The organism is Sorangium sp. So ce1153 (genome assembly GCF_051521595.1).
Lineage (GTDB): Bacteria > Myxococcota_A > Polyangia > Polyangiales > Polyangiaceae > Sorangium.
Genome location: NZ_CP150361.1, coordinates 6,163,340 through 6,186,737, shown reverse-complemented (window position 1 = coordinate 6,186,737; position 23,398 = coordinate 6,163,340). Strand labels below are relative to the sequence as shown.

Below are 23,398 nucleotides of genomic sequence, written 5' to 3'. Positions count from 1 at the left end.
CGCTCCCCGTCGGCATGGCCGGCTCCTGGCGAGCGCGCCGCCGGCGCGGGCGAGCGGGCGCGGGCGGGATGGCGAGCGAGCGGGGGCGGCGACGAGCGCGAGCGCGGCGGGCGCGGGCGGGATGGCGAGCGAGCGGGGGCGGCGACGAGCGCGGCGGGCGTTCACCGCGCGCCGATGCGCCAGAGCACGACCTTCACCGTGTCGATGAGGATGGAGATGTCGAACCAGAGCGAGAAGCTCTTCATGTAGTAGAGATCGTACTGGAGCTTCTCCAGCGCGTCCTCGGCGGAAGCGCCGTAGCGACAGCGCACCTGCGCGTGCCCGGTCACTCCCGGCTTCACGCAGAGCCGCTGCCGGAAAAAGGGTATTTGCCGCTCCAGCGCCTCGATGAACTCGGGGCGCTCGGGCCGCGGGCCCACCATGCTCATCTCGCCGACGAGCACGTTCCACAGCTGCGGCAGCTCGTCGAGCCGCGTCTTCCGGATGAAGCGTCCCACCCGGGTCACGCGCGGATCGTTCTCGACGGCCCACGCGGCCCCGTTCTTCTCGGCGTCGGTCCTCATCGACCGGAATTTGTGGATCCTGAACGGCTTGCCGAGGGCGCCTGTCCGGACCTGCGAGTAGAGCGCCGGACCCCTGGAGTCGAGCTTCACCGCGATCGCCGTGAGCGCCATCAGCGGCAGCGCGAGGAGGAGCCCGGCGGTCGCGCACGCGACGTCGAAGATCCGCTTCGCGACGAGCATCCGCCGCCGGACGCTGAACCCGTGAGAGAAGATGATCTGGCTCGGCTTCAGCTCGCGCACGAAGATCTTGCCGGTCACGCGCTCGTAGAAATCCATCCCCTCCTCGATCTCGACGCCGCGGAACTTCAGATCGAGCAGCTCCTCGAGCGGGATTGCGGCGCGGCGATCGGAGGTCGCCACGATCACCGTCGCGACGCCGCGCTGCTCGACGAGGCGCCGGAGATCTCGATATCTCCCCGCGACCTCGGGCTCGTCGACCGGCTCCTCGTCCCGGACGAGCCGGCCCGCGAGGCGCAGCCCGAGGACCTCGCCCTCTTTCTTGATGAGCCCAGCGCACGAGCGGGCGAGCTCGCCAGAGCCCAGCACGATCGCGAGCTTGCAGAAGCTCTCGCTCCTGAGCACCCGATTGCACGCCGCGCGCCACGCCGGGAGCACGAGCGCCGCGGCGCCGAGCGACATCAGGAGCACCCGGTCGCCCATCTCCGCGTCCGGCACGAGCCAGAACGCGAGCCACAGCACCGCCGCCGCCACGCCGAGCGCCCGGAACATGGTCAGGAACAGCGCGCGTGCCCCGAGCGTCTCGGGCCCGTAAACGCCGTGATAATAGAGCGACGTCAGCGCAACCAGCGCGATGCTCAGCGTCCGCCCGAAGCGCTCTCCGTCGAGCGCGTGCTCCCAGCCCACGAGCACGCCCGGCGCGCAGCACACCAGAAACGAGAGCAGGCTGGCCTCGACAAACCACACCATCGCCCGGCGTGGCGACCGGAACAGCTCCAGCATCGTCCCTCCACTCGGCGGCCCCACGCGGTCGCGCGTCACGGCGCATCGCCGCTGACGGGGCACACACGGTTGTAGTTGAGCCCACACTAGGGCAGACCGGGGCAGAACGCCAGAGGCGGCCAGCGGATCTCGCGCTCCTGTCGGCGGACTGAACTGCAGCGCTCAGCGCCGGCCGCGGCGAAATCGGCAGGAGCGCCGCCGGTCGCGCTGGAGATGCGCAGGCCTGTCGTGGGGAGTCGCGGCGCGAGGACGCTGGCGACGGACTGCCTGCGTCGCTTCCTCACCGCGCGCTCAGGAGCGCGGTGGAGCGGCCGCGCGGCGGGCGCGTCGATCGCGACCGGGAGCGCGCTTCGCGGGGCGTTGTGGGTTATCGCGCGGCGCGGGGCGCGGGCGCTGTGGCTTGCTCGGAGCGGGCGGGCGGCGGGTCGCCCGAGGGCTCGCCGGGGGCGCCGTCGAGGTCGTCGCGATCGCGGCCTGGCTCGGGTGGCTGCCAGCGGCCGGAAGGCATGCCGTGGATCATCGCGTCGCGGCGCTCGTCATCCCACGCGCTGTCGGGATCGCGGCGCAGCGTCCGGTGCCGGTCCGTCGACAGCGTCCCCGAGATCCCGGCGCTGACGATGCTCCGCAGCGAGCCGCCGATCTCGCCCGCTCGCGGCGCCGGGTCGAGCGCGGCGCGCACGTACTCCAGATCGACGCCGCCGCGCACCGCGACCCCGCGCGCCAGCGGATAGGCGATCTCCGCGCCGGCGAGCGCCGTGATCGTGGACAGCGATCCTTCCCTGGACGGCGCCGGCGCGCCGGGCGCGAGGTGCAGCGGCGGATTCGCGGCGACGGGCGCGCTGCCGGACGAGAAGCGGGCGAGGCCGGTCACGACGAGATCGCGGGTCGCGCCCCCTCGCACGGGCCGGAAGCTCGCCTCGAGGGACGCCTCGTGCTCGTGCCCGAACCCGATCCTCGGCCCGAGCGACGTGTAGGCATAGGCATATTCTGCCGTCAGCCGGTAGCGCTCTGCCACGTAGGTGAGCCCGGCCCGCGCCGTGGGCGCGATCACCGCGTCGCGCGACGAAAGCACGGGCGGCGGGCTCGCGACGGTGACGCCGCCGGAGACGCGCGTCGAGGCGTTCCGCGTGAGCTCGTGGGACTCGGAGAGGAGCGCGGCGCCCGCGTGGACGCGCGCCGCGCCGCGGGTGAGCTCGGTGTCGAGCAGCGCGTGGTGGTACTGGGTGAACTCGTAGCGGAACTCGGGCGTCAGCGTGTCGAGCGCGCCGAGATCGATCGAGGTGCTCACCTCGGCGCGCCCCGTGTGCGCGTCGACCCCGACCGCGGCGGGGTCGTCGGCCGAGAGGGCGCCGGCCTGCTCGTACCCGGCCCCGAGGCGCACCGCGGAGCGCCGCGACGGGGTGATGGACAGGGCCGGTCCGCCGGAGAGCGTGTATTGCAGGCGATTGCCGGACAGGAACGGATCGCGCGCGGCGAGCGCGTCCGCCGCGCGCACGCCGAGGCGGGTCGCGAGGTAGCCGGCTGCAGACATCGAGAGATCCGCGGCCGGCGAGAGCGCCCAGCCCGCTCCGCCGCCGAGCCGCGCCGAGACGCTGTCGGAAGGCGCGGGGCGAGCCGCAGAGCCGAGCGAGACCTGGAAGACGCGCTCGTAGCTCCCATCGAGGCCGAATCCATAGCGCGACATCGCGCCGCGGAGAGCGCCCTCGATCGAGCCCGCGACGCCTGCCATCAGCGCGCCCGTGCCCATGTCCGCGACGTTCGATGCGACGCTCTGCTCCACAGCTGCCTGCGCCGTCACGTCGGAGTCCCACATCGGCAAGACGAACGAGAACACACGCCCCCTTGCTGCCGAGCGGCGCGCCCCGCGGCGCGGAGCGGCCCGGATCGGCCGCCGTCCCCTCCCCGGCAGCACGCCCGGCGAACGGAGCCTCCCACGCGCCATGATGTTTGCAACATCACAAATTTGACGTAGGCGTGGTCTGGGGCGACCCGCGCGTCGGAGGGGCTCCGGGGCAGGCCAGGCCGCGCGCGGTGTGGACGTGCTCAGGCAGGGCGGCACGCACCCCCGAGTCCGCCTCTACCCCGCTGAGGGAGGAGGAGGGAATTGTAACACATGTTACATCATGAAGCGTGGCGTACGCGTGGGCACGGGCGATGGGGCAGGCCGATCGCGGCCGCTGCGCGTCCTCTGGGTGACGCGCATCTTTCCGAACCGGGTTGAGCCGCTGTCGTGCGCGTTCCAGCGGCAGCAGCTCGCGGCGCTCTCGCGCCGCTGCGAGGTGGAGGTGCTCGCGGCGATCCCGTACCACCCGGGCGTGTCGCTCCTCGGCGAGCGCACGCGCCCCGGCCGCCTGACCGCGGTGCCCGCGCGCGACGAGATCGACGGTGTCCCGGTGGTCCACCCGCGCGCGCCGTACCTCCCGGGGGCGGGCCGCGTGCTGGCGCCCGTGAACGCGCCGCTCTATCTGGCGGGGCTCCTGCCGCACGTCCCGCGGCTGCGCGGGCGCTTCGACGTCGTGCTGGGGGCGTGGCTCTACCCCGACGCGTGCGCCGCGGCGCTGCTCGCCCGGATGCTCGGCCTCCCCTACGCGGTGAAGGCCCACGGGACGGACGTGAACGTGGTCGCCCGCTGGCGCTCGGTGCGCCCGCTCGTGGGCAGCGCGCTCCGATCCGCTGCGTTCGCGATCGGCGTGAGCCGGCCGATGGTCGAGGCGCTCGTGGAGCTCGGCGCCCCGCAGGAGCGCGCTGTCCTCGTCCGCAACGGGGTCGACCGCGCGCTCTTCCGCCCGGGCGACCGGCGCGCCGCCCGGATCGAGCTCGGGCTCCCGGAGCGCGGGCGCATCGTGACGTTCGTCGGGAACGTCATCCGGGAGAAGGGCATCCACGAGCTCCTGGGTGCCTTCGAGGCGCTCGGCAGCGAGGGCGGCGAGCCGGTTCACCTGGTGGTCGTCGGCGACGGTCCCGAGCGGGGCGCGGTCGAGGAGGCCGCTCTGCGGCGCGAAAGCGAGCGGGAGCGCAGCGCGACGGGGCCGCGCGAGGGGCGCGGGCGGATCCTCGTGGCCGGGGCGCGGCCGCTCGCCGAGGTTGCCCGCCACCTCGCCGCGACCGACCTGCTGGCGCTCCCGAGCTGGGCGGAGGGCACCCCGAACGTGGTGCTCGAGGCGCTCGCCGCCGCGCGGCCGGTGGTGGCCACGCGCGTGGGGGGCATCCCGGATGTGGTGGAGTCCGGCCGCACTGGCCTGCTCGTGCCGCCGCGCGACCCGAGGGCGCTCGGCCGGGCGCTCGCCGAGGCGCTCGCGCGGCCCTGGGACGAGCGCGCGTTCGCCGAGGCGGCGCCGCCGTCATGGGAGGAGAGCGCGGAGGCGCTGCGGCGGGTGCTCGCGCGGGCGGCGTTCGGGGATGGAAGGCGGGCCGCCGCCTGACCCAGGCGAGGAAGTCACGCGCAGAGCCATCCCGCGGTCGATCCGGCCACGTCTGGGCGACGCGAACCCCCTTCCTCACGCAAGCTCATCCCCAGGAGATCGACCAGATACACCGCGTCGCCGCGCGGTGCCTGCAGGCCGTGTGCTCGACCGCGATGCGCCGGCTGCCCGCGACAGCGAGGCCCGCCTCGATCCAGCCCGAGACACCCTGGCTGCACATGTAGAGCGGCAGCCCGCCGCCCGAGAGCGTGGCCGTCCCGGCGACATCGCTGACGGTCTTCACGGCGAAGTCGCCGTACTTGAAGTAGGTCCGGTAGACGAGGCCGAAGCGCTTGAGCAGCGACGCCGCCCCGCCCACCGCCATCGTCTTGTAGACCGTCGTCAGGTCGTTCCGGGCGACATCGGCGCCGAAGTGGCGCATCTTGTCCATCCTGCCAGCAAAGACCCCGTGCAGGAGGGCGCAGTCGATCTCGATGAGGGGCGCCAGCTCGTACCAGGAGGAGGGCATCGGCGGCTCGGCGAGATGGCGCGCGGCCTGTGGCGAGAGCTGGCGGCCCAGATCCGCCACGAACCGCTCGCCGTAGCTCTGGCGCAGGGCCTGGGCACGGGAGCTGATCAGGGTGCCTTTCACGAGGTTGCCCTCGCCGACGATCTTGGGATCGCCGAGGAACGGGGCGAAGTCTGGCGCCAACATACTGCGGAGCGCTCCCATCTTCTCGGAGTATAGCGGCAGGTTCGCGGCAATGTGTGACAGATTCGCGTCGCCCCCTCCGTTGAATCAGTGCCGCACGAGCGTCGAGGCCCCCGGTCCTGGACACGGGCGCGGTCAGGCCTCGTTGCGTTCATGGTGTCCGCGCGCTGGGTGTCCGCGCGTTCGCGCGCATCCGATGTTTCGCCAGCACCACCATCCTGTTTCGCGGAGGAGAGCGCCGCCTCTTCCGAGCTGGAGATGGCCTCTCGCCCTCGGCCGACGTAGGCCGGATCACCACGGGGGCGCCGTGGTCTGGGGCGTGCGCCGCGGACGACGGGCGCTTTTCGGGGTGACGCGCGGCGCGCACGCATGTACCCGGCACGACGCGTGCTGACAGACGTTGGTCGACGTTTGGTCGACGTTGGCCGGCGCGGCAGTTCGCGCCGAGCGACACCGAGAGACAGCATGCGACCGATTCAATACATCCTCACCACCGCGGTGCTCTCTTTGTGCCTTGTCGGTTCGGCGGCGCGCGCCGACGCTGCGCCCGTCGCAGGTCATCCGCGACTCTGGCTCACGAAAGACCACCTCCCCCGGCTGCGCGGCTGGGCGGCGGACAGCCGCAACCGCATGTACAAGGAGGCCATGCTCCCCGCACTCCAGGGCGCGATCGCGTGTTACGAGAGCCGGTTTTACCCGAATGGCAGGCCGAACCCGACATGGCCGGACGGCGGCACCAACGCGTACGTGCAGTATCCGACCGAGGCGTACGCCGAGTTCTTCGCCTTCATGTCGCTCATCGATCCGGACGTCGCGGCGCGTCCGACGCACGCCGTCAGGGCGCGCAACCTGCTGATGTACGCCATCGAGGAGGCCAGCAAGGGGCGCTCCGACGGCCAGCCGTTCCGCGCCCCCGGGTTCGCGACCGGCGACCGCTCGCGCTGGTGGGGCGAAGGGTTCCCGCTGACGGTGGACTGGATCTACAGCGCGACGGACGCAAGCGGCCGTCCCGTACTCTCCGCCGCCGACAAGGCCAAGATCCGGCAGGTTTTTCTCAGGTGGGCTGACGACAACCTCCACGCCGCCACGGCGGGCAACGAGCACCCTCACCCGGTCGGCGTCATGAACGATCCGGCGCTGCTCCGCGATCCGCTCCAGCTGCGGTGGGCGGCGAACAACTTCTATCTCGGGCACCTGCGCCAGGTCACGCTGATGTCGCTCGCGATGGACGACGCGGACGACCGCCCGGTCGACCCGAACACCCCGCCGGAGGCGCTCGGCAACACGCTACGCAGCTACCGCGCCGACGCGACAGGCGCCTGGCTCTACCAGGCCTTCGCCATCTTCGAGTCCCCCGAGATCGCGGCCAAGCAGCTCGGGGTCCCGCCCGACGGGCTCGGCGTGGCCAGCGGCGGGCTGCCCGTCGAGGGCTTCCTCTACGGCGGCGGCCTCGCGAGCCTCCACCAGGCCCTCCTCGGCCTCCACACGGCCGGCTACGGCACCCGCGCCCTCTCGGGGCCTCAGATCGGGCTCCTGAGCAGCGCGTACTGGGACCGGTTCACGGACGGGTTCCTGCACTCGATCGCGCCGGGCCCGGTCACGTACCCGTCGCTGCGCGATCTCGGGCCGGTCTACGAGGCGGCGAACTACGGCGACACCCTGCGCCTCTGGGTCGAGCCGCGCTTCACCGAGGTGTTCGGCTCGCTGGGCGCCTACGACCTCCTCACGGGCAACACCGCGCGCCTGCAGCGGTCGCGCTGGATCGTGGCCAACGCGTTCGAGGGCGGCGCGCCCGAGCTCTACGCGCGCACCTCGAAGGTCTGGGGCTCCCCTACCCCGAGCCGGGCCATCCTGAGCTTCATGCTGTTCGACCCGGCCGCGCCGCTCCCGGCGGACCCTCGCCCGGCGATGCCCACGGTCTTCTTCGAGCGGGCGCCTGGCCGCGGCGGCGTCCTCGCGCGCACGGACTGGACGAAGAACGCCACGTGGTTCACGTGGCGGTGCGGCTGGGTCACCATCAACCACCAGATCGGCGACTGCAATCAATTCGAGCTCTACCGGAAGGGAGAGTGGCTGACCAAGGAGCACACGAGTTACTCGAACAACCTCATCGGGGCCACGGTCGACTACCACAACACCCTCTCTCTGCAGAACGACAAGCCGTCGCAGGTGCGCTGGTTCGAGAAGGAGCTCTCCGCGCGAGGTGGCCAGTGGCGCGAGGGGCGCGCCGCCGGCGACCCCACCGCGCGCATGAGCCGGGGCGCGGGCTACGTGTTCGCCGAGGGCATCGCGACCGATCTCTACAACACCCGCCCGAACGCGTGGGTGCCGTCGGACGTCGCCCAGGACATCGTGCACGCGAGCCGGTCCATCGTGTGGCTGGAGCCCGATCACGTCGTCGTCTACGACCGCGCCGCCTCGCGCACCGCCGGCCGGTTCAAGCGCTTCAACCTGATGACGACCTCGGCGCCGCAGCTCTCGGGCCGGACGGCCAGCGCCGTGACCCCGCGCGGGCAGAGGCTGTTCGTCCAGAGCCTCTTGCCGCGGAACGCCATCCTGAGGGCCATGCCGGTCGAGGACGTCGACGACCCGGCGCAGATGGAGCCGACGACCCACCGCCTCGTCGTGGAGGACCCCGCCGGCCCCGCGGACGTGCGCTTCCTGCACGTGCTGCAAGGCGCGGACGCGGGCGCGACGATGGATGCGGCCGTGCCGATCGAGAGCGCTCCGGGCGCCGACTTCCAGGGCGCGCTGGTGGCGGGCAGGGTCGTCCTCTTCCGCTCGGCGCCGCCAGCAGGCCCGGCGCCGCAAGGCAGCCCGGTGTCGCTGTCGTATCAGGTGCCGGCCACGACGCGCAGGCACTTGATCACCGGCCTTCCACCGAAGGCCGGCTACGACGTGGCCATCGTCACCCGGGGCGCGCAGCTGGAGATCCGCGTCACGCCAGGCAGGGCGCACACGACGGACGACGCGGGCGTGCTCGCGTTCGGCGCGCCGTAGCGCGGCGCGCTGACGACCGGCCCGGGGCGATCGTCGGCGCGCGCGGCGGCGCCTTCAGGGCGTCCTGGAGAAGACCTTGTCGAGCTCCTCCTTCCCGAGCACCGGCGCCCAGGGCAGGAGCTCGTACTGCGCGACCCCCTTCTGGATGAAGGGATCGCCGTCCCGGATCTGATCCAGCGTCGCCGCGACCGACTCGTCCGGCACCCGGAGCAGGAGCGCCCCGCCGTGGCGCGGGTCGAACGGCCCTGACGCGAGCAGCAGCCCCTGTTCGAGGAGCCGCTTCAAATAAGCGCGGTGCTCGTCGACGACCTTCAGCACCTCGTCGAGCGGCCGCCGGTAACGGATGATCGCAATCGCGTACATGATTCCTCCGCGCGCGAGCTTACCTCCTCCGCGCCATGACAACGATGCCGCGCACCGCCTCCGGACGCGCCCGGCGCTCGACGCTGCGCGAGCACCCCGGGCCACGCGCCGCTGGGCTGCGCGTGGCGAGCTGCGAGCTGCGAGCTGCGAGCTGCGAAAAAAACGCGGCGGCAAAAGCGAACGGGCTTGCGCAATGTCGCTCGAAGCGGCACCGGCGCGCCGCGCTCGGCCCGTGGAGCGCGGCGCTGCCGGACGGGGAGGCTCGTCGACCGACCGCCGGCGCACGCAGCCCTTTCCCTTCGCCCTTCCGTCTGGCAGTGTGCGCGCCCTCCGCTGGAGACACCTGTATGGCGCGACCCCCGAAAGCAGCACCTGCTCCCGTTCTCCCGTCCTCGCCCGCCGCCGCGCTCGCGGCGTACGGCCGCGTTGAGCCGAAGCTCCTCGAGCTCGGCCCTGACGACCTCGTGACCGTCTACGTCGAGGTCCCCAGGGCCGTGAGCTCCGTGCTCTCCGCCCTGCCCCACCTGCGCGAGCTCCGCGACGAGATCGTCCGCGACCTCCCGAACCACCCGATCGAGATGCTGGACGAGCTCGAGGACTACGCCCTCGCCGCCTGGTACGCCGACCTGCTCTACAGCACGCCCGCGAGCGAGCTCGACGCGAAGAAGCTCACCGAGGACGCCGCCACGCTGCGCGAGGGCCTCCTCGTCGCGGCCGAGGCCCTCGCCTACCGCAACCTGCTCGACAAGCAGCGCGTCGTCGACATCCGCAAGGGCAAGGGCCATACGGATCTCGCGAGCGATCTCATCGCCCTCGCCGAGCTCTTCCGCGGCTCCTGGGACAAGGTCCGCGCGAAGACGGCGGTCGAGGACGAGGAGCTCGAGCGGGCCGCGGACCTCGGCGTGCGCCTGCTCGCCGCGCTCGCCGCGAAGCCCGGCAAGGGCTCGTCCGCCGCGCCGAAGATCACGGACGCCGGCGATCGCCGCGCCCGCGCGATCTCCCTGGTCGCCAAGGCGTACGAGGAGTGCCGCCGCGCCGTCGCCTACCTGCGCTGGCACGAGGGCGGCGACGGCGACCTGGCCCCGTCGCTCCTGCAGAAGCCGCGCGGCCGCCGCCCGAACTCCGAGAAGGCCGCCGCGGCCGCGAGCGGCGCGTCCTCCGAGGCGTCCGCGAAGGTGCCCGCCGACGAGGCGTCCGCGGCTGCCGACGGCGCCCTCTCGTCCGCCGAGCCGGCGAACGACGCCGAGCCGGTCGCCAACGCCTGATCGCCCGCGCGCGAGGCCCGGGTGAGCGCTCGACGCGCTCGCCCAGGCCTCCACCCGCCGCCCTCGAGGCGACCGATCCGCCGAGCTACCGGCTCCGGCTCGACTCCTCGATGAGCTCGACCTTGTAGCCGTCCGGATCCTCGACGAACGCGATCACCGTCTTGCCGTGCTTCATCGGGCCCGGCTCGCGCGTGATCTTCCCGCCCGCCGCGCGGATGCGGTCGCACGCCCCGTGGATGTCGTCCACGCCGAGCGCGATGTGGCCGTACGCCGTGCCGAGCTCGTACTTCTCGACGCCCCAGTTGTGCGTGAGCTCGAGCTCCGCGTGCTCCGGGTTCTTCCCGTAGCCGAGGAAGCACAGCGTGAACTTGCCCTCGGGGTAGTCCTGCCGCGACAGGAGCTGCATCCCGAGCACGTCCCTGTAGAAGCCGATCGAGCGCTCGAGATCGCCGACCCGCAGCATCGTGTGCAAGATCCTCATGCCGTCTCTCTCTCCTCCTCCGGGTGAGCGCCCGCGCGGCGCTCAGCCGTAACGCACCGAGATGATCTCCATCTCCGCCTCGCCCGCCGGGCGGCGCACCGTGATCACGTCGCCCGCGCGCTTGCCGAGGAGCGACCGGCCCACCGGCGAGCGCCAGCTGATGCGGCCGGCCGCGCTGTCGATCTCGTCCTCGCCCACGATCTGGTAGGTGTGGCGCGCGCCGTCCTCGTCCTCGATCTCGACCGTCGCGCCGAAGAAGACCTTGTCGCCGCGCTGCTCCGCCGGATCGACGACCACGGCCTTCTCCAGCCGCTTGGTCAGGAAGTGCATCCGGCGGTCGATCTCGCGCAGCTTCTTCTTGCCGTAGATGTACTCGGCGTTCTCGGACCGGTCGCCCTGCGCCGCCGCGTCGGCGACCTCCTGGACGATGCGCGGCCGCTCCACGGAGCGGAGCCGCGCGAGCTCCTCGGACAGCTTCCTGGCCCCGCTGGGCGTGATGTAAGCCGGGTCGGACATGGTTCGATCGCGACGGAGCCTACGCCGCGCCGCCCGCCAGATCCACCGCCGTCGAGCCCGACCCGGGGGCGCCCCGAACCCCCCGGCGGACGCCCCGATCCCCTCGGATCTCCACGACATAGCCCCCTCGTCGCGGACGCATGTTGACGCGACGCGGCGACATGCTAGGCGAATGAAGAACTATGCCGCGGCTGCGCGGAAGACCGGGAGGAGACCCGGCTACCAGCGCCCATCGCCGCGGCAACGAGGAGGTCTCCCATGTCGAATGCCCAAACCCACCAGAACCGCTACAAGGCTGACCTCCGCGAGATCCGCTTCCTCCTGTTCGAGCAGTTCCGCCTGGACGAGCTGCTCGGCAGCGGGCCGTTCGAGGCGTGGGGGCGCGACGAGGTCTCGATGGTCCTCGACGAGGCGTACAAGTTCGCGTGCGAGGTCTTCGGTCCCCTCAACGTGGTCGGCGACCGGGTCGGCTGTCGGATCGAGGGCGGGCAGGTGAAGACGCCGCCCGGCTTCAAGGAAGCGTGGGACAAGCTGTACGAGGCCGGGTGGAAGTCGATCGCCGTCTCGCCGACTTACGACGGCCAGGGCGGGCCGTTCACGCTCTACACGATGGTCGAGGAGTTCCTCTGCGGCGCGAACACGGCATTCAACATGTACGCCGGGCTGACGTACGGCGCCGGTGAGGTGATCGAGTACTTCGGGACGCCGAGGCAGCGCGACGTCTACATGAAGCGGATGTACGGCGGGCAGTGGGGCGGGACGATGTGCCTGACCGAGCCGCACGCGGGCTCCGACGTCGGTTCGTCGAGGACGGTCGCGGTGAAGCAGAAGGACGGCAAGTACCTCATCCGCGGCACGAAGATCTTCATCTCCAGCGGCGACCACGACCTCACCGAGAACATCGTCCACCTCGTGCTCGCCCGCATCGAGGGCGCGCCCCCCGGCACGAAGGGGCTCAGCCTCTTCGTCGTGCCGAAGATCCGGGTGAACGACGACGGCTCGCTCGGCGAGCCGAACGACGTCCTCGTCGGCAACATCGAGCACAAGATGGGCATCAACGGGTCGTCGACCTGCGTGCTCAACTTCGGCGAGAACGACGGCTGTCTCGGGGAGCTCGTCGGCACCGTCGAGCACCAGGGGATGCCGCAGATGTTCCGCATGATGAACGGCGCGCGCATCTCCGTCGGCCTGCAGGGCGTGTCGGTCGCGTCGTCGGCGTACCTGAACGCGCTCGAGTACGCGAAGGACCGCAAGCAGGGCCCGTCGATCGTCCAGTGGAAGGACGCGACCGCGCCGCGCGTGCCGATCATCGAGCACCCGGACGTGCGGCGGATGCTGCTCGACATGAAGAGCCGCGTGGAGGGCATCCGCTCGCTCATCGTCAAGCTCACGCGCCACCAGGACGCCGTCGCCGTCTACCAGGGCAAGGACGACCGCGCGGCCGCCTACAACCAGGGGCAGGTCGACCTGCTCGTGCCGCTCGTGAAGGCCTACTCGTCCGATCAGGCGTTCCGCGTCTGCGAGACGGCGATCCAGACCTTCGGCGGCGCCGGGTACACGAAGGACTACCCGGTCGAGCAGTACTGCCGCGACGCGAAGGTCTTCTCCATCTACGAGGGCACGAACCACATCCAGGCGATGGACCTCGTCGGGCGCAAGCTCGGCCAGGCCGGCGGGGCCAACCTGCAGGCCTTCCTGAACGACGTGGCCGAGTTCGTGAAGGCGAACGAGAAGCACCCCGTCCTCGCCGCGAGCGTGAAGGAGCTGCGCGAGGCGCACGAGGCCGTCGCCGGCACCGCCATGCGGCTGCTCTCGTGGTTCCAGATGGGCAAGATGCCGATGGTGCCGCTCGCCGCGAACCGCTTCCTCGAGATGATGAGCGAGCTCGCGATCGGCTGGCTCCTGCTCGACGGTGCGGCCATCGCGCTCAAGGCGCTGGAGGGCCTCCCGGCCGGCGACGCCGGCGCGAAGGACCGCGCCTTCTACGAGGGCAAGAAGCACGCGGCCCTCTACTTCGCCGCCAACGTGCTGCCGCACGCGAAGTTCTCCGCCGAGCTCCTCGGTCGCGAGGACTCGTCCGCCCTCGACATCCCGGTCGAGGCGTTCGCGACCGTCTGAGCTGCCTCCCGCCGTAGCTCGCGCGCGCCGCGCCGGCCCCGCTTCTGGGCGCGGCGCGGGCGGGCGCTCGTTCATTCGGGGACCGTGAGCCGCTCGGCCAGGTCCCGGATGGGCACCGGCATGGTCGGGTCGCGCGAGACGGCCATGATGTCGGCGCGGAGCGCGCGCACCTCGGTCAGCCGGAGCCACGAGAGCGCGAGCCGCGTCATGCTCGGCAGGCCGCGCGCGAGCACCGCCCGGACCACGTCGGCCGCGGGGAACGAGAAAGCGACCTCCTCGGGGGGCAAGCCCGCGGCCTTCGCGGCCGCCTCGATGCTCGCGTCGAAGTCGTCGCGCTTCGACTCCAGCACCTCGAAGAAGATCCGCCCGCGCTCGGGCGCGAAGGCCTGAGCCGCCCCGCCGCCCTCGGGCGCGAAGACCCAGGTCGCCGCGCCGTCGAGCCCCACCCGCGCCCCCGACTCGAGCGTGACGAGCGGCAGGAAGCGGCCGCCCTCGATCGGCTCCCCGCCGCCCGCCTCGAGCAGCTCGCGCACGAGATCCCTCACGTCCGCGCTCATCGCATTCGCGCTCATGCGCCGATGTTCTCACGAAAGACCCCGCGATGGGCAGCTCAACTCGGCTGACGCGCGCGCGTACACACGCGCGCATGTATGCGCGCGCATGTGTACGCGCGATATGCCGAGGGCCCGGGGCGAGCGCGGCCGTGATGAGGGAATCTGACGTTGGAGCGCGCGGAGATCGCGTCGCGCGGGGCACGCCACGTCGGTTTGCCTGGAAAAGGCGCGGCGTTGGCCGGAATAAGAATAGTATGGGATTTCAATTCAAACCTGATGCGCTGGTATTGGTGGGCTTCATTGCGGCTGCGGGCGGGACGAGCGGTTGCCTCGTCGACGACGCGAGCAACAGCACCCTGGGCGGGTCACCCGAAGGTGGTTTGTCCGACGACGCTTGTACGCCGAGCAAGAACGCGGAGCCTGTGAGCTGGAAGTGCGGGAAATGGGTCGCCTCGAGGCTAGGAAACGACGGCAACGCCGGGCTCCCGGGGGCGCCGCTGGAGACGATCTCGAAGGCGCTCCAGGTCGTGGGGCAACGCGGAGGGCGTATCTATCTCTGCGCCGAGACGTTCGAGGAGCCGCTGCTCGTGCCCGGCGGATACACGATCTACGGCGGGCTCGATTGCGAGCACGACTGGCGCTGGATAGGCGACAAGGAGAAGACCACGATCACCGCGCCTGAGGGCGAGACGCCGCTCTCGTTCCACGGCGGCGACGGCGTCGCGGTGCTCGAGGACGTCCACGTCATCGCGCGCTCGATCCCGGCGAGCCGGACGGGGCTGGCGGGCCGATCGTCGATCGCCGTGAACACCTCGGGGATCCCGCTCTACTTCCGGCGGAGCACGATCGAGGCAGGCGACGGGGCGCCGGGCGCGCGAGGCGATGCGTTCGTGAACGATCCGGCGGAGTCGGGCAAGGAAGGCAACTTCGGCAACGCCGCGTGCACCTCATCGACCGTCGTCGGCGGCGTCCCGGTGAACAACACCTGCGGTACGCCCGACGATCGCTCGGACGACTCGCGCGGCGGCTCCGGCGGGACGGGGCGGGTCTCGTCGGGCGACGACGGGAAGGACGGGGTCCCGGGCGGAGGGGCGAACGGCGGGAGCGGCGAGACGGGGACGAGCACCTGCACGGCGGGCAGGAACGGCGAGGACGGGGCGGACGGCGCGCCGGGCGCGGGGGCGACGGGCTTCGGCTGGCTGTTCCTGGAGGGGTACACAGGTCCCCTCGCCAGCAACGGCACGCCGGGGAAGCCCGGCCAGGGCGGCGGCGGCGGGGGCGCCGGAAAGGGCGGGACGGGCACGCTGATGTGCCCCTTCGCGACCTCGGCGGGAGGCGCAGGCGGCGGCTCGGGGGGCGCGGGCGGCTGCGGCGGGCTCGGCGGCATCGCCGGAGGCGCCGGCGGGGCGAGCATCGCCGTGTTCGCCGGGAGCGCGACCGCCCACTTCGAGGACGTGGCGCTGAAGACGGGCCGCGGCGGCAAGGGCGGCGACGGGGGCCAGGGCCAGGAGGGCGGCGAGGGCGGCCTGGGCGGGTCAGGCGGCATCCTCGGCAAGGCCACCGCGCTGAACTCCGCCTGCGGCGGCGGCAAGGGCGGCAGGGGTGGCAAGGGAGGCCAGGGCGGCGGTGGGCTCGGCGGTCACTCGATCGCCGTGGCGTTCGCGGTCAGGGAGCCCGATCTCACGCGGACGACCATCGAGCTCGGCGAGGCCGGCACCGGCGGGCTCGGGGCCGAGACGGAGCACAAGGGGGCGGACGGCGTGACGGCCGAGATCTACGATATCGAGCAGCAGCAATAGACGCGGGCGGACGCGGGCGGACGCCGCCGGGCCGTCGGACGCACGGCGCTAGTCGGGCGCGAGCGGCGCGGGCCAGCTCCGGTCTTCCTGCATGCAGCGGAGCTGCGTCACGCGGCGCCCTCCCGCGGTGGTCGAAGCGGTCTCCTTGATGGGCGCCTCTCGCCGCGCGCGCCGGCTCAGCTTCTCGATCACGAGGAAGCCCTCCTGCTCGCCGGCGAGGCGGAGGAACTCGTCGAACAGCGCCACGTGCTCGCCGCGCGCCCCGTCCTCGGTCGTCGCGATGCGCCGCTGGGTGGCGACGCCGATCGCCAGCGTCTCGCCCCGCGCGCGCACGACCATCGCTGGCTCGAGCCCGCGCTGGCCCTCGTCAGCCACCGTCCAGATCTCCGCGAGCCCCGCCTCGGAGAGGCGCCGCTTCACGTAGTGAAAGGCGGACTCCAGCGTGCTGTTCCGGTACGGGACCGCCCGCGACTCCATGGGATCGACGTGGTTCCGCCAGAACGCGATCAGCGCGTGCGCCCAGCGCCTGCCGTCCAGCCGGCGGTCCCCGGACGGCCACTCGTCGGCCATCGCCCGCGCGCAGGCGTGGAGCAGCGCCTGCTCGTGGATCCCGCGCGTCGCCAGGCACGGCGCGCAGTGCATGTACGCGGTGCCCCGCTCGAGGAGGGCGCCGCACATCGAGCAGATGTCGTTGCCGTAGCCAGGGCCCATGTACCGGAGCCAGCCGGCGCCGAGCGCCCGGTGAGCGGCGCGGCGCTCCTCGTTCCGATCGAGCTCCCGCAGCCCGTCCCGGAGGGCCCTCGATGCCGCGCGCCGCTCGTCCTCTCGCTCCTTCATCCGCTGTCCTCCAGCGTGAGCCCTGTCCGCGCCGGCTCCACCCAGTCTAACGCCGGAGCCACCGCCGCGCTTCGCGAGGAGGCCCGAGCTCCCGCGCGCGAGCCGCCGCCCCGAGGGCCGGGACCACCCCCACGGAGGTTGTTGACATTGACTTTCATTTACGCTACGCGTCGCTGACATGTCGCGATTTGCGTTGTTTCTCGCGCTTCCAGTGCTGTTCAACGTCGGTTGCGGGGGGGAGTCCCCTTCCGAGGATCCGGATCCGCTGGCGGGCATCCAGCTGATCGGCGATGACCTCAGCGACATCCCCCTGCACGGCTCCTCCAGGGAGCAGGTGGCTCGGTTCAAGGACGGCGACGCGCTCTTCGACTTCGTCTTTCGCGAGCGCGACGGGCTCGGGCCGCTGTACATCCGCACCTCGTGCGCCGGGTGCCACGAGGGGGCCGCGCGCGGCCCGGGCGCTGTCCAGAAGATGGTGCTCGTCGAGGCCGACGGGCTGACGCCGGCGGTGGATCAGGCCGGGCTCCCCTACGGCCATACGATGCGGCCTTACGGCGTCGCGGGGGCGACGACCCTCTCCCTGCCCGGGACCGACGTGACCATCAAGCTCTCGCAGCGCCTCGGTCCGCCCGTGTTCGGGCGCGGCTACATGGAGGCGGTCGACGACGCCGAGATCGAGCGGGTCGCGGCCGAGCAGGCGGCGCGCGGCGACGCCATCCGCGGGCGCATCAACCGCGTGGTGTTCCACTCGAAGAAGAACGGGGACGAGACGTTCCACACCTTCGCCGAGGGCGACGAGAACCTCATCGGCCGCTTCGGGTTCAAGGCGCGGGTCGCCACGCTCGACGACTTCACGGCCGACGCCTACCAGGGCGACATGGGCATCACCTCGCCGCTCCGCCCCCAGGAGCTGCCGAACCCCGACGGGCTCACGGACGACGCCAAGCCGGGCGAGGACGTCGTCCTCGACACGGTGAACGCCGTCGCGGACTACATGCGCCTGCTCGAGATCCCGCGGCGCGCGCCCTCGACGCCGCGCGCGGAGGCGCTGTTCGAGGAGGCCGACTGCGCCGTCTGCCACGTCCCCTCGCTGCGGACGCGCGCCGACTACCCGATCGAGCAGCTCGCGGACATCGACGCCCCCGTCTACACCGATTTCCTCCTGCACGACCTCGGCCCCGACCTCGCCGACGGGCTGGCCGACGAGTCGGCGAGCTCCGTCTCCTGGCGAACGGCGCCGCTCATCGGCATGCGCCACAGCACGGCGTACCTCCACGACGGCCGCGCCAGGACGATCGAGCAGGCGATCCTGCTCCACGACGGCGAGGCGTCCGAGGCCGCCGCCTCGGTCGCCGCGTTCCGCGCGCTCTCCCGCGAGGATCGCGAGGCCCTCATCGACTTCGTACGCTCGCTCTGATCGACGCGGGCGCGCCCGCGCTGATCGACGCGTGCGCGCGATCGCGAAATGCCACTTCGCGCGCTCGCTGGAGGCGAGCCGCGACAAGGAGCTCGGACATTCATGTACATCCCTGCCTGCCTGCGGTCCGGTCTGGCCATCGCCGCCGCCGCCCTCTCGCTCCCCGCCTGTGGAAGCGACAACGAGACGCTGCTCTCCGACGCGGAGTACGAGCGGAACGCCGTGCTCGACGTGAAGGCCTACATCCAGGACAACCTCGATGAGTTCGCCGCCGCGACGGCCGCGCTCCAGGCGGCCGCGCCCGAGCCAGACGCGGACGGGTGGAGCGCGACGAGCGACGAGGAGGCCGTCGCCGCGATGAAGGCCGAGTGGAAGCGGGCGCGGCAGTCGTACGAGCGCGTCGAGGGGGCGATCGCGGTCGTCTTCCCGGAGTTCGACTACTCGACCGACGCCCGCTACGACGCGTTCGTCGAGGTCGCGGCCGACGACGACCTGTTCGACGACGAGGGGGTGACCGGCGTGCACGCCGTCGAGCGCATCCTCTGGGCGGACCAGATCCCCGAGCCGGTGCTCGCGTTCGAGTCGGCGCTCCCGAACTACAGCGCCGCCGCCTTCCCCGCCACCGAGGCCGAGGCGGCGGCGTTCAAGGACGAGCTCTGCGCGCGCCTCGCGGCCGACGCGGAGACGATGAAGACCGACTTCCGCGGCCTCGCGCTCGACGCGCCGTCCGCGTACCGCGGGGTCATCAACTCCATCCTGGAGCAGGTCGAGAAGACCAGCAAGGCGGCGACCGGAGAGGAGGAGTCGCGCTACGCCCAGTACACCCTGGCCGACATGCGCGCGAACGTCGCGGCCGGCGAGGCGACGTACGAGGCCTTCCAGCCGTGGCTCCTCACGAAGGGCGCCGAGGGCGCGGAGGTCGACAAGGCGGTCCTCGCCGGCTTCAACCGGCTGTCGAGCGCGTACGACGCCATCGAGGGCGACGCGCTGCCGCCGCTGCCCGAGGGGTGGAGCGAGGAGGCGCCCACGGAGGAGCAGCTCGCGACCCCGTTCGGAGAGCTGTTCTCGCTGGTGAAGCGCGAGAGCGACGACGCGACCCCGGGCACGCTCGCCCACGACATGACCAGGTCCGCCGATCTCCTCGGCATCGACCAGCTTCCCTGAGGCGGGCACCCGCTTCGGAGACGGGCCCACCTCGACGCTTTCGGTGCTCGGCGTACAGGAGTACGCCTCCGCGCCGAAAACGCCGATCTGGGCCCGTCTCCTGTGCGGGTGACCGCCGCTTACGGTCGGGAGATGGGCACAGCCGGATGGAGACGGGGGCTACCTGGCGGGGCCGGGCCGGGGGGTCAGGGGGCCGGGGTCCATCGGACCAGGACGCACGTCACGTTGTCAGGGCCGCCGTGCAGGTTGGCGAGATCGATCAGCGAACGCGCCACGGCGGCTAGATCGTCGCCTCGGGCTAGCGCGTGGGCGATCTCCGGCTCGGGGACCGGGCCGGAGAGGCCGTCCGAGCAGATCAGCAGGAGATCTCCGGGGCGCGGCTGCTCGATCCGCGTCGCCACGTCGACCGCCTTGCCCATCCCGAGCGCGCGCGTCACGACGTTGCGGGCGAGCAGCGGATCCACATCGTCGGGCAGCTGCTCGCCGCTGCGCAGGTGCTCGTTCCAGAGCGAATGGTCCTCCGTGAGCCGCTCGAGCCGGCGCTCGCGGTAACGGTACACCCGGCTGTCGCCGACGTGCGCGATGCACGCCGAGGTCGCGTCGGCGTAAACACCCGCGAACGTGGTCCCCATGCCGTAGAAGCGCGGGTCGCGCTGGCCCACCTCGAAGATGCGCTCGTTGGCGCGCCAGATGGCCGAGACCAGGCGCAGCTCGAGAGGCCCCGCCAGCTCGTCGTACCCCGTGGGCTGGGTGATCTCGGTCTCGCTGTCCCGGCAGAACGACTGGACGATGTCGACCGCCATCCGCGACGCGATCTCCCCACCGGCGGCGCCGCCGATGCCGTCCGCGACGACGAAGAGACCCAGATCGAGGTCTACGGTGAAGCTGTCCTCGTTGTGCTCGCGCTGGCGGCCAACATGGCTGTCACCGGCGGCTTCGATGCGGAGCTGAGAGTTCACGGAGCTTCCTCGTCGGCGGAACGCTTGTCGATACCCCGGCAGCATCCAGCGACCGGACGCCCCGCGCAAGTCAGGAAGGGCGCGATCCGGGCGGGGAGCGCCGGCGCGCTCGGGCACGGACGCTTTTCTCGTACGGATTACGTGCGCAGCGCTGCGGTCGCGGGCGACTGGAGCGGGCAGGGTGAACCCTGCGGCTCGGCGCGCTGCCCGGCCGGCGGCGGGACGCTCGCGCTGAGCGCCTCGAACCGGCCGCTCTTCCAGGTCACGAGCCCGCCCGAGAGGCGCGCAGCGCTGCCCGCCCCCGGATCGGACCGCAGCCAGACCAGAGGGCGCGCGGCGAAGACCGGCTTGGTGCACGCGACGTCCTGGAAAGCAGCAGACCACGAGCCGGTGTTGCCGAAGAACAGCCCGCCCTCCCAGACCCCCTCGGGCGTGTGCGTGTGGCCGAAGATCACCGCGCGGGCGCGGTGAGCGCGGGCGACCTGGCGGGCGGCGCGGCTGACCCGCTGCCACGTCGCGTCGAGCGGGAGCTTCGGCACAAGGCGCTCGTAGACGACGAGCCCGGCCGGCGCGACAAGCGCCGCGGGCGCGAGCCAGCCCGGGACGAGCAGCAGCCACACGAGCGCCACGGTGACCGTGAGCAGCGCGAGGAGCGCCCGGTCGAGCCAGAGCTCGCGCGCGACGAGCCGCAGGCGGTCCTCGGCCGGAGGCGCGAAGAGGCGGGCGTGGCGGGCCACGGCGCGGAGCGGGGCGCCCGTCTCCTGCGCCGCGGCGGTGAGGCACTCGCGCAGGCGAGCGCGCCGCTCCGGCTGGCGCCTGCGCACGAGCTCGACCACCGTGCGGAGCGCGCCGAGCGCCCAGGCGCCCGCGAGCGACCGGCGCGAGAACATGTAGTAACGGGCCCAGTGCGCGAGGTAGCCGAACGCGGACAGCATGAACGAGGAGTCCACGTGCGGGTTGAAGTAGCCCATCCGGGAGACGAGCAGCCGGCACACGAGCGACCCCATGGTCGGCTGGATCTCGCCCGGCTTGTGCCCGAACGGGACCATCGGGTAGCGGTAGCTGCAGTAGGCGTCGTACTGGTTGCCGTGCTCCACGATGATGCCGTCCGGCGTCTTGTGAAACCAGGCGCGGAAAACGACGCGCTCGCCGAGCGCCGACGCGCTCGCGGCGCTCGTGGCGACGCGCGACGCGTCGCCCAGCGCGGCGAGCGCCGCCTCGACGACGCGGGCCCGGATCGCGTCGCGCACCTCGGGCAACGTGAGCTGGACGTCGTGGTTGCCGGAGATGAACACGACCGTGTGTCCATCCGCGACGACCCGGCCCAGCGCCTCGATGAACACCGGGTGGTCCGCGAGGATCGCGGCCATGGCCGGGACCGCGTGCTCGGCGCTGCGGGGGAGGTCGTGAAAGACGCTCTTCTGATCGATCACGCGCGGCGCGTCAAAATCGAACACATCGCCGTTCAGCACCAGCGTGAGCTCATGGCGCCCCGCGCCACGCGCGGTGCCCTGCTTCATCTCGTCCCGGAGCGCGTCCAGCATCGCCGCGACCTCGCTGTCGGGCGAGTAAGGAGCCTGACGGTAGCGCATCCACAGACCGTCACCCGGCTCGAGCTCACAAAGATGGATATCTGAGATTGCCACCGTATGGAGCATCCGAACAAGGTGACACACCCGCTCGTCCGCGATTGTCAGGGAACTGTCACGACGGCATGTCTGGCCGTGGAGAACGCGCGGTAGGCGGGCGCTGGCGGCCGGTCGGTTTGTGGTTGTTGGTCCACCAACGGAATGCGCGTCGCGCCGATCGCCCTGGACTGCGAGCGCTGGGTGCCTGTCATCCATCGTGGCGTCGGGTGCGAGGCCCTGCGCAGGCGGGCATCGATGAGCGCGAGCGCACGACGTCACGCCCGCAGCGGGCGGACGAGGTCGAGCCCGTGAGCGCGCGGCGGGGCGCGGGGGCCGCGGCGGCCCGCCGCAGTCATGTCCCCGGCGTTCGGCTCGCCTGGGCGCGAGGCCCAGGCGGCTGCCGAGTCGAGCTATGTCGAGCTATGGAGGGAGGCGGTACGGGGCCGATGCCTGATCGGCCATCGCGCGCCGCGCGTCAGAGCCCCTGCCGGACTTCCGGCCGCCGCTCCGCGGCGGGGGGCGCGCGGCGCTGGCTTGTTGTCTCAGGGCCACGCCCCGGCCCCGTCGTCCGCTTCACTGCTGGCGTCATCAGTCTCCCCAGAGGGAGCCATTGCAGTGGTGATGGTTGCGGTCCCGGTTCAGGAGCTGGTCCAGGATCGAGACGACGTTGATGTTGTTGTTGTTGTTGATGTTGAACGGGAAGCCGAAGCCACTGCCGAAGCCACCGCCGAAGAAACCGGGGAAGCCACCGCCGAAGAAACCGGGGCAGCCGAAACCGAAGTTCCGAGCGCTCTGGCCCGGCTCGCCGATGGGCGCCTGGCCGAGCTGACCGACGGGCTCCTGGCCGAGCTGGCCGACGGGCGCCTGGCCGAGCTGACCGACGGGCGCCTGGCCGAGCTGACCGACGGGCGCCTGGAGCCCGAGCATCCCCTTGCCCGGCACGCCCTTGCTCGGCATGCCCTTGCTCGGCGCGCCCTTGCTGGGCCCGAACATGTCCTTGGTAGGCGCCTGGGCCTGGTAGCCGCCCCGCTCATCCACCGCGCCCTCCTCGAGGGCAGCGGAGGTCGAGTCGATCTCCGCGGCCTCGTCGAGGCCCGCCTGATCGAGATCCGCGTCCGCCGCGTCGACGGCGCACCCCGTGCCCAGCGCAGCCATCACCATCGCGAGCCCCAACACCTTGCCATGAATCGAGATCATGATGTCCTCCTCAGTGTCCCATGATGGCCCGAAGCCCCGAGCCATCTTGAGCTCACTGAAGAGCAGATTGTGTGCCTCAGCCCTCGTGTGCATACACTGCCGCACCAAGCTCCCACCTCCGGCCTCGTCGCGCGCGAGAAGAGGCAATCTCTGGATCTGCGCAGGCGTTGGTTTTCCGATATCTCGACGCGAACACCGGCGGGACGGCCCCGCGTGGAGGGCGTGTCGCCCGCGGGCCGAGCGCGTCATGTTGGAGATGACGAACTCACCACCATGGCGGCCGGAGCTCGCCCGCGCCGCGCGCCGCGCTCCTGTCGCGCATTCGCGCTGAACACCGGCGTCGCGGCCGTCGTGAACGAGGCGGGATGGCGCCTGTCCGGGCTCGCACACGGACGGCTCGCCGCGCCGCGCCGCCGATCCTATGACCTGGCCGCACCGCGCCTGAGCCGTCCTGGAGATACCGA

Annotated in this window: 18 protein-coding genes; 7 read left to right on the top strand and 11 right to left on the bottom strand. The window is 72.0% G+C overall.

Translation table 11 applies throughout. The annotated features are described in order from the left end of the window. Positions 1-161: 161 nt before the first annotated feature. Together WME85_RS22060 and WME85_RS22055 are read right to left on the bottom strand one after the other, a co-directional pair. Positions 162-1,523 carry a TIGR03013 family XrtA/PEP-CTERM system glycosyltransferase gene (locus WME85_RS22060; RefSeq protein ID WP_437840704.1) on the bottom strand — a complete coding sequence of 454 codons (1,362 nt, stop codon included), beginning with the start codon at positions 1,521-1,523 and terminating at the stop codon, positions 162-164. 367 nt (positions 1,524-1,890) lie between these two features. Beyond that, positions 1,891-3,357 carry a hypothetical protein gene (locus WME85_RS22055; RefSeq protein WP_437840702.1) on the bottom strand — a complete coding sequence of 489 codons (1,467 nt, stop codon included), beginning with the start codon at positions 3,355-3,357 and terminating at the stop codon, positions 1,891-1,893. A gap of 289 nt (positions 3,358-3,646) precedes the next feature. On the opposite strand from WME85_RS22055, the gene WME85_RS22050 reads away from it, so the two are divergent. Further along, complete coding sequence (locus WME85_RS22050; RefSeq protein WP_437840700.1) at positions 3,647-4,945, top strand: glycosyltransferase family 4 protein; 1,299 nt, start codon at positions 3,647-3,649, stop codon at positions 4,943-4,945. Positions 4,946-5,030: 85 nt separating this feature from the next. On the opposite strand, the gene WME85_RS22045 is transcribed toward WME85_RS22050, so the two are convergent. Continuing rightward, positions 5,031-5,639 carry a hypothetical protein gene (locus WME85_RS22045; protein ID WP_437311407.1) on the bottom strand — a complete coding sequence of 203 codons (609 nt, stop codon included), beginning with the start codon at positions 5,637-5,639 and terminating at the stop codon, positions 5,031-5,033. A 642-nt stretch (positions 5,640-6,281) separates the two neighbouring features. Here WME85_RS22045 and WME85_RS22040 point away from each other — a divergent pair. After that, positions 6,282-8,636 (top strand): hypothetical protein, encoded by a 2,355-nt coding sequence (locus WME85_RS22040; RefSeq protein ID WP_437840698.1) that lies wholly within the window; start codon positions 6,282-6,284, stop codon positions 8,634-8,636. Positions 8,637-8,690: 54 nt separating this feature from the next. Here the strand turns inward: WME85_RS22040 and WME85_RS22035 are convergent, their stop codons facing one another. Further along, on the bottom strand, positions 8,691-8,999 hold the full coding sequence (locus WME85_RS22035) for a YciI family protein (RefSeq protein ID WP_437840696.1): 309 nt from the start codon (positions 8,997-8,999) through the stop codon (positions 8,691-8,693). A gap of 347 nt (positions 9,000-9,346) precedes the next feature. Here WME85_RS22035 and WME85_RS22030 point away from each other — a divergent pair, with 347 nt between their 5' ends. After that, on the top strand, positions 9,347-10,264 hold the full coding sequence (locus WME85_RS22030) for a hypothetical protein (protein ID WP_437840695.1): 918 nt from the start codon (positions 9,347-9,349) through the stop codon (positions 10,262-10,264). A gap of 85 nt (positions 10,265-10,349) precedes the next feature. On the opposite strand, the gene gloA is transcribed toward WME85_RS22030, so the two are convergent. Both gloA and greB read right to left on the bottom strand, forming a co-directional pair. Further along, complete coding sequence (gloA, locus tag WME85_RS22025; RefSeq protein WP_437840693.1) at positions 10,350-10,745, bottom strand: lactoylglutathione lyase; 396 nt, start codon at positions 10,743-10,745, stop codon at positions 10,350-10,352. A gap of 42 nt (positions 10,746-10,787) precedes the next feature. After that, positions 10,788-11,261 carry a transcription elongation factor GreB gene (gene greB, locus WME85_RS22020; protein ID WP_437311402.1) on the bottom strand — a complete coding sequence of 158 codons (474 nt, stop codon included), beginning with the start codon at positions 11,259-11,261 and terminating at the stop codon, positions 10,788-10,790. Positions 11,262-11,519: 258 nt separating this feature from the next. On the opposite strand from greB, the gene WME85_RS22015 reads away from it, so the two are divergent. Continuing rightward, complete coding sequence (locus WME85_RS22015) at positions 11,520-13,379, top strand: acyl-CoA dehydrogenase (RefSeq protein ID WP_437840691.1); 1,860 nt, start codon at positions 11,520-11,522, stop codon at positions 13,377-13,379. A gap of 71 nt (positions 13,380-13,450) precedes the next feature. Here WME85_RS22015 and WME85_RS22010 read toward each other — a convergent pair whose 3' ends face one another. After that, complete coding sequence (locus tag WME85_RS22010; protein ID WP_437840689.1) at positions 13,451-13,951, bottom strand: hypothetical protein; 501 nt, start codon at positions 13,949-13,951, stop codon at positions 13,451-13,453. Positions 13,952-14,355: 404 nt separating this feature from the next. On the opposite strand from WME85_RS22010, the gene WME85_RS22005 reads away from it, so the two are divergent. Then, entirely contained in the window at positions 14,356-15,732 is a 1,377-nt protein-coding gene (locus WME85_RS22005; RefSeq protein ID WP_437840687.1) for a PGRS family protein, read from the top strand. A 48-nt stretch (positions 15,733-15,780) separates the two neighbouring features. On the opposite strand, the gene WME85_RS22000 is transcribed toward WME85_RS22005, so the two are convergent. Further along, positions 15,781-16,569 (bottom strand): hypothetical protein, encoded by a 789-nt coding sequence (locus tag WME85_RS22000; RefSeq protein WP_437840685.1) that lies wholly within the window; start codon positions 16,567-16,569, stop codon positions 15,781-15,783. 178 nt (positions 16,570-16,747) lie between these two features. Here WME85_RS22000 and WME85_RS21995 point away from each other — a divergent pair, with 178 nt between their 5' ends. Both WME85_RS21995 and WME85_RS21990 read left to right on the top strand, forming a co-directional pair. After that, positions 16,748-17,986: a di-heme oxidoredictase family protein gene (locus tag WME85_RS21995; RefSeq protein WP_437840683.1), complete on the top strand. Its 1,239-nt coding sequence runs from the start codon at positions 16,748-16,750 to the stop codon at positions 17,984-17,986. Positions 17,987-18,088: 102 nt separating this feature from the next. Then, positions 18,089-19,150, top strand: a complete 1,062-nt coding sequence (locus WME85_RS21990) for an imelysin family protein (RefSeq protein ID WP_437840681.1) — start codon at positions 18,089-18,091, stop codon at positions 19,148-19,150. A 185-nt stretch (positions 19,151-19,335) separates the two neighbouring features. Here WME85_RS21990 and WME85_RS21985 read toward each other — a convergent pair whose 3' ends face one another. The 3 genes from WME85_RS21985 to WME85_RS21975 all read right to left on the bottom strand — a co-directional run bounded on the left by WME85_RS21985 (position 19,336) and on the right by WME85_RS21975 (position 22,934). After that, entirely contained in the window at positions 19,336-20,109 is a 774-nt protein-coding gene (locus WME85_RS21985; RefSeq protein WP_437840679.1) for a PP2C family protein-serine/threonine phosphatase, read from the bottom strand. A gap of 137 nt (positions 20,110-20,246) precedes the next feature. After that, positions 20,247-21,701, bottom strand: coding sequence for a hypothetical protein (locus WME85_RS21980; RefSeq protein ID WP_437840677.1), 1,455 nt, complete (start codon positions 21,699-21,701; stop codon positions 20,247-20,249). Between the two features lie 624 nt (positions 21,702-22,325). After that, entirely contained in the window at positions 22,326-22,934 is a 609-nt protein-coding gene (locus WME85_RS21975) for a hypothetical protein (protein WP_437840676.1), read from the bottom strand. Positions 22,935-23,398 lie beyond the last annotated feature (464 nt).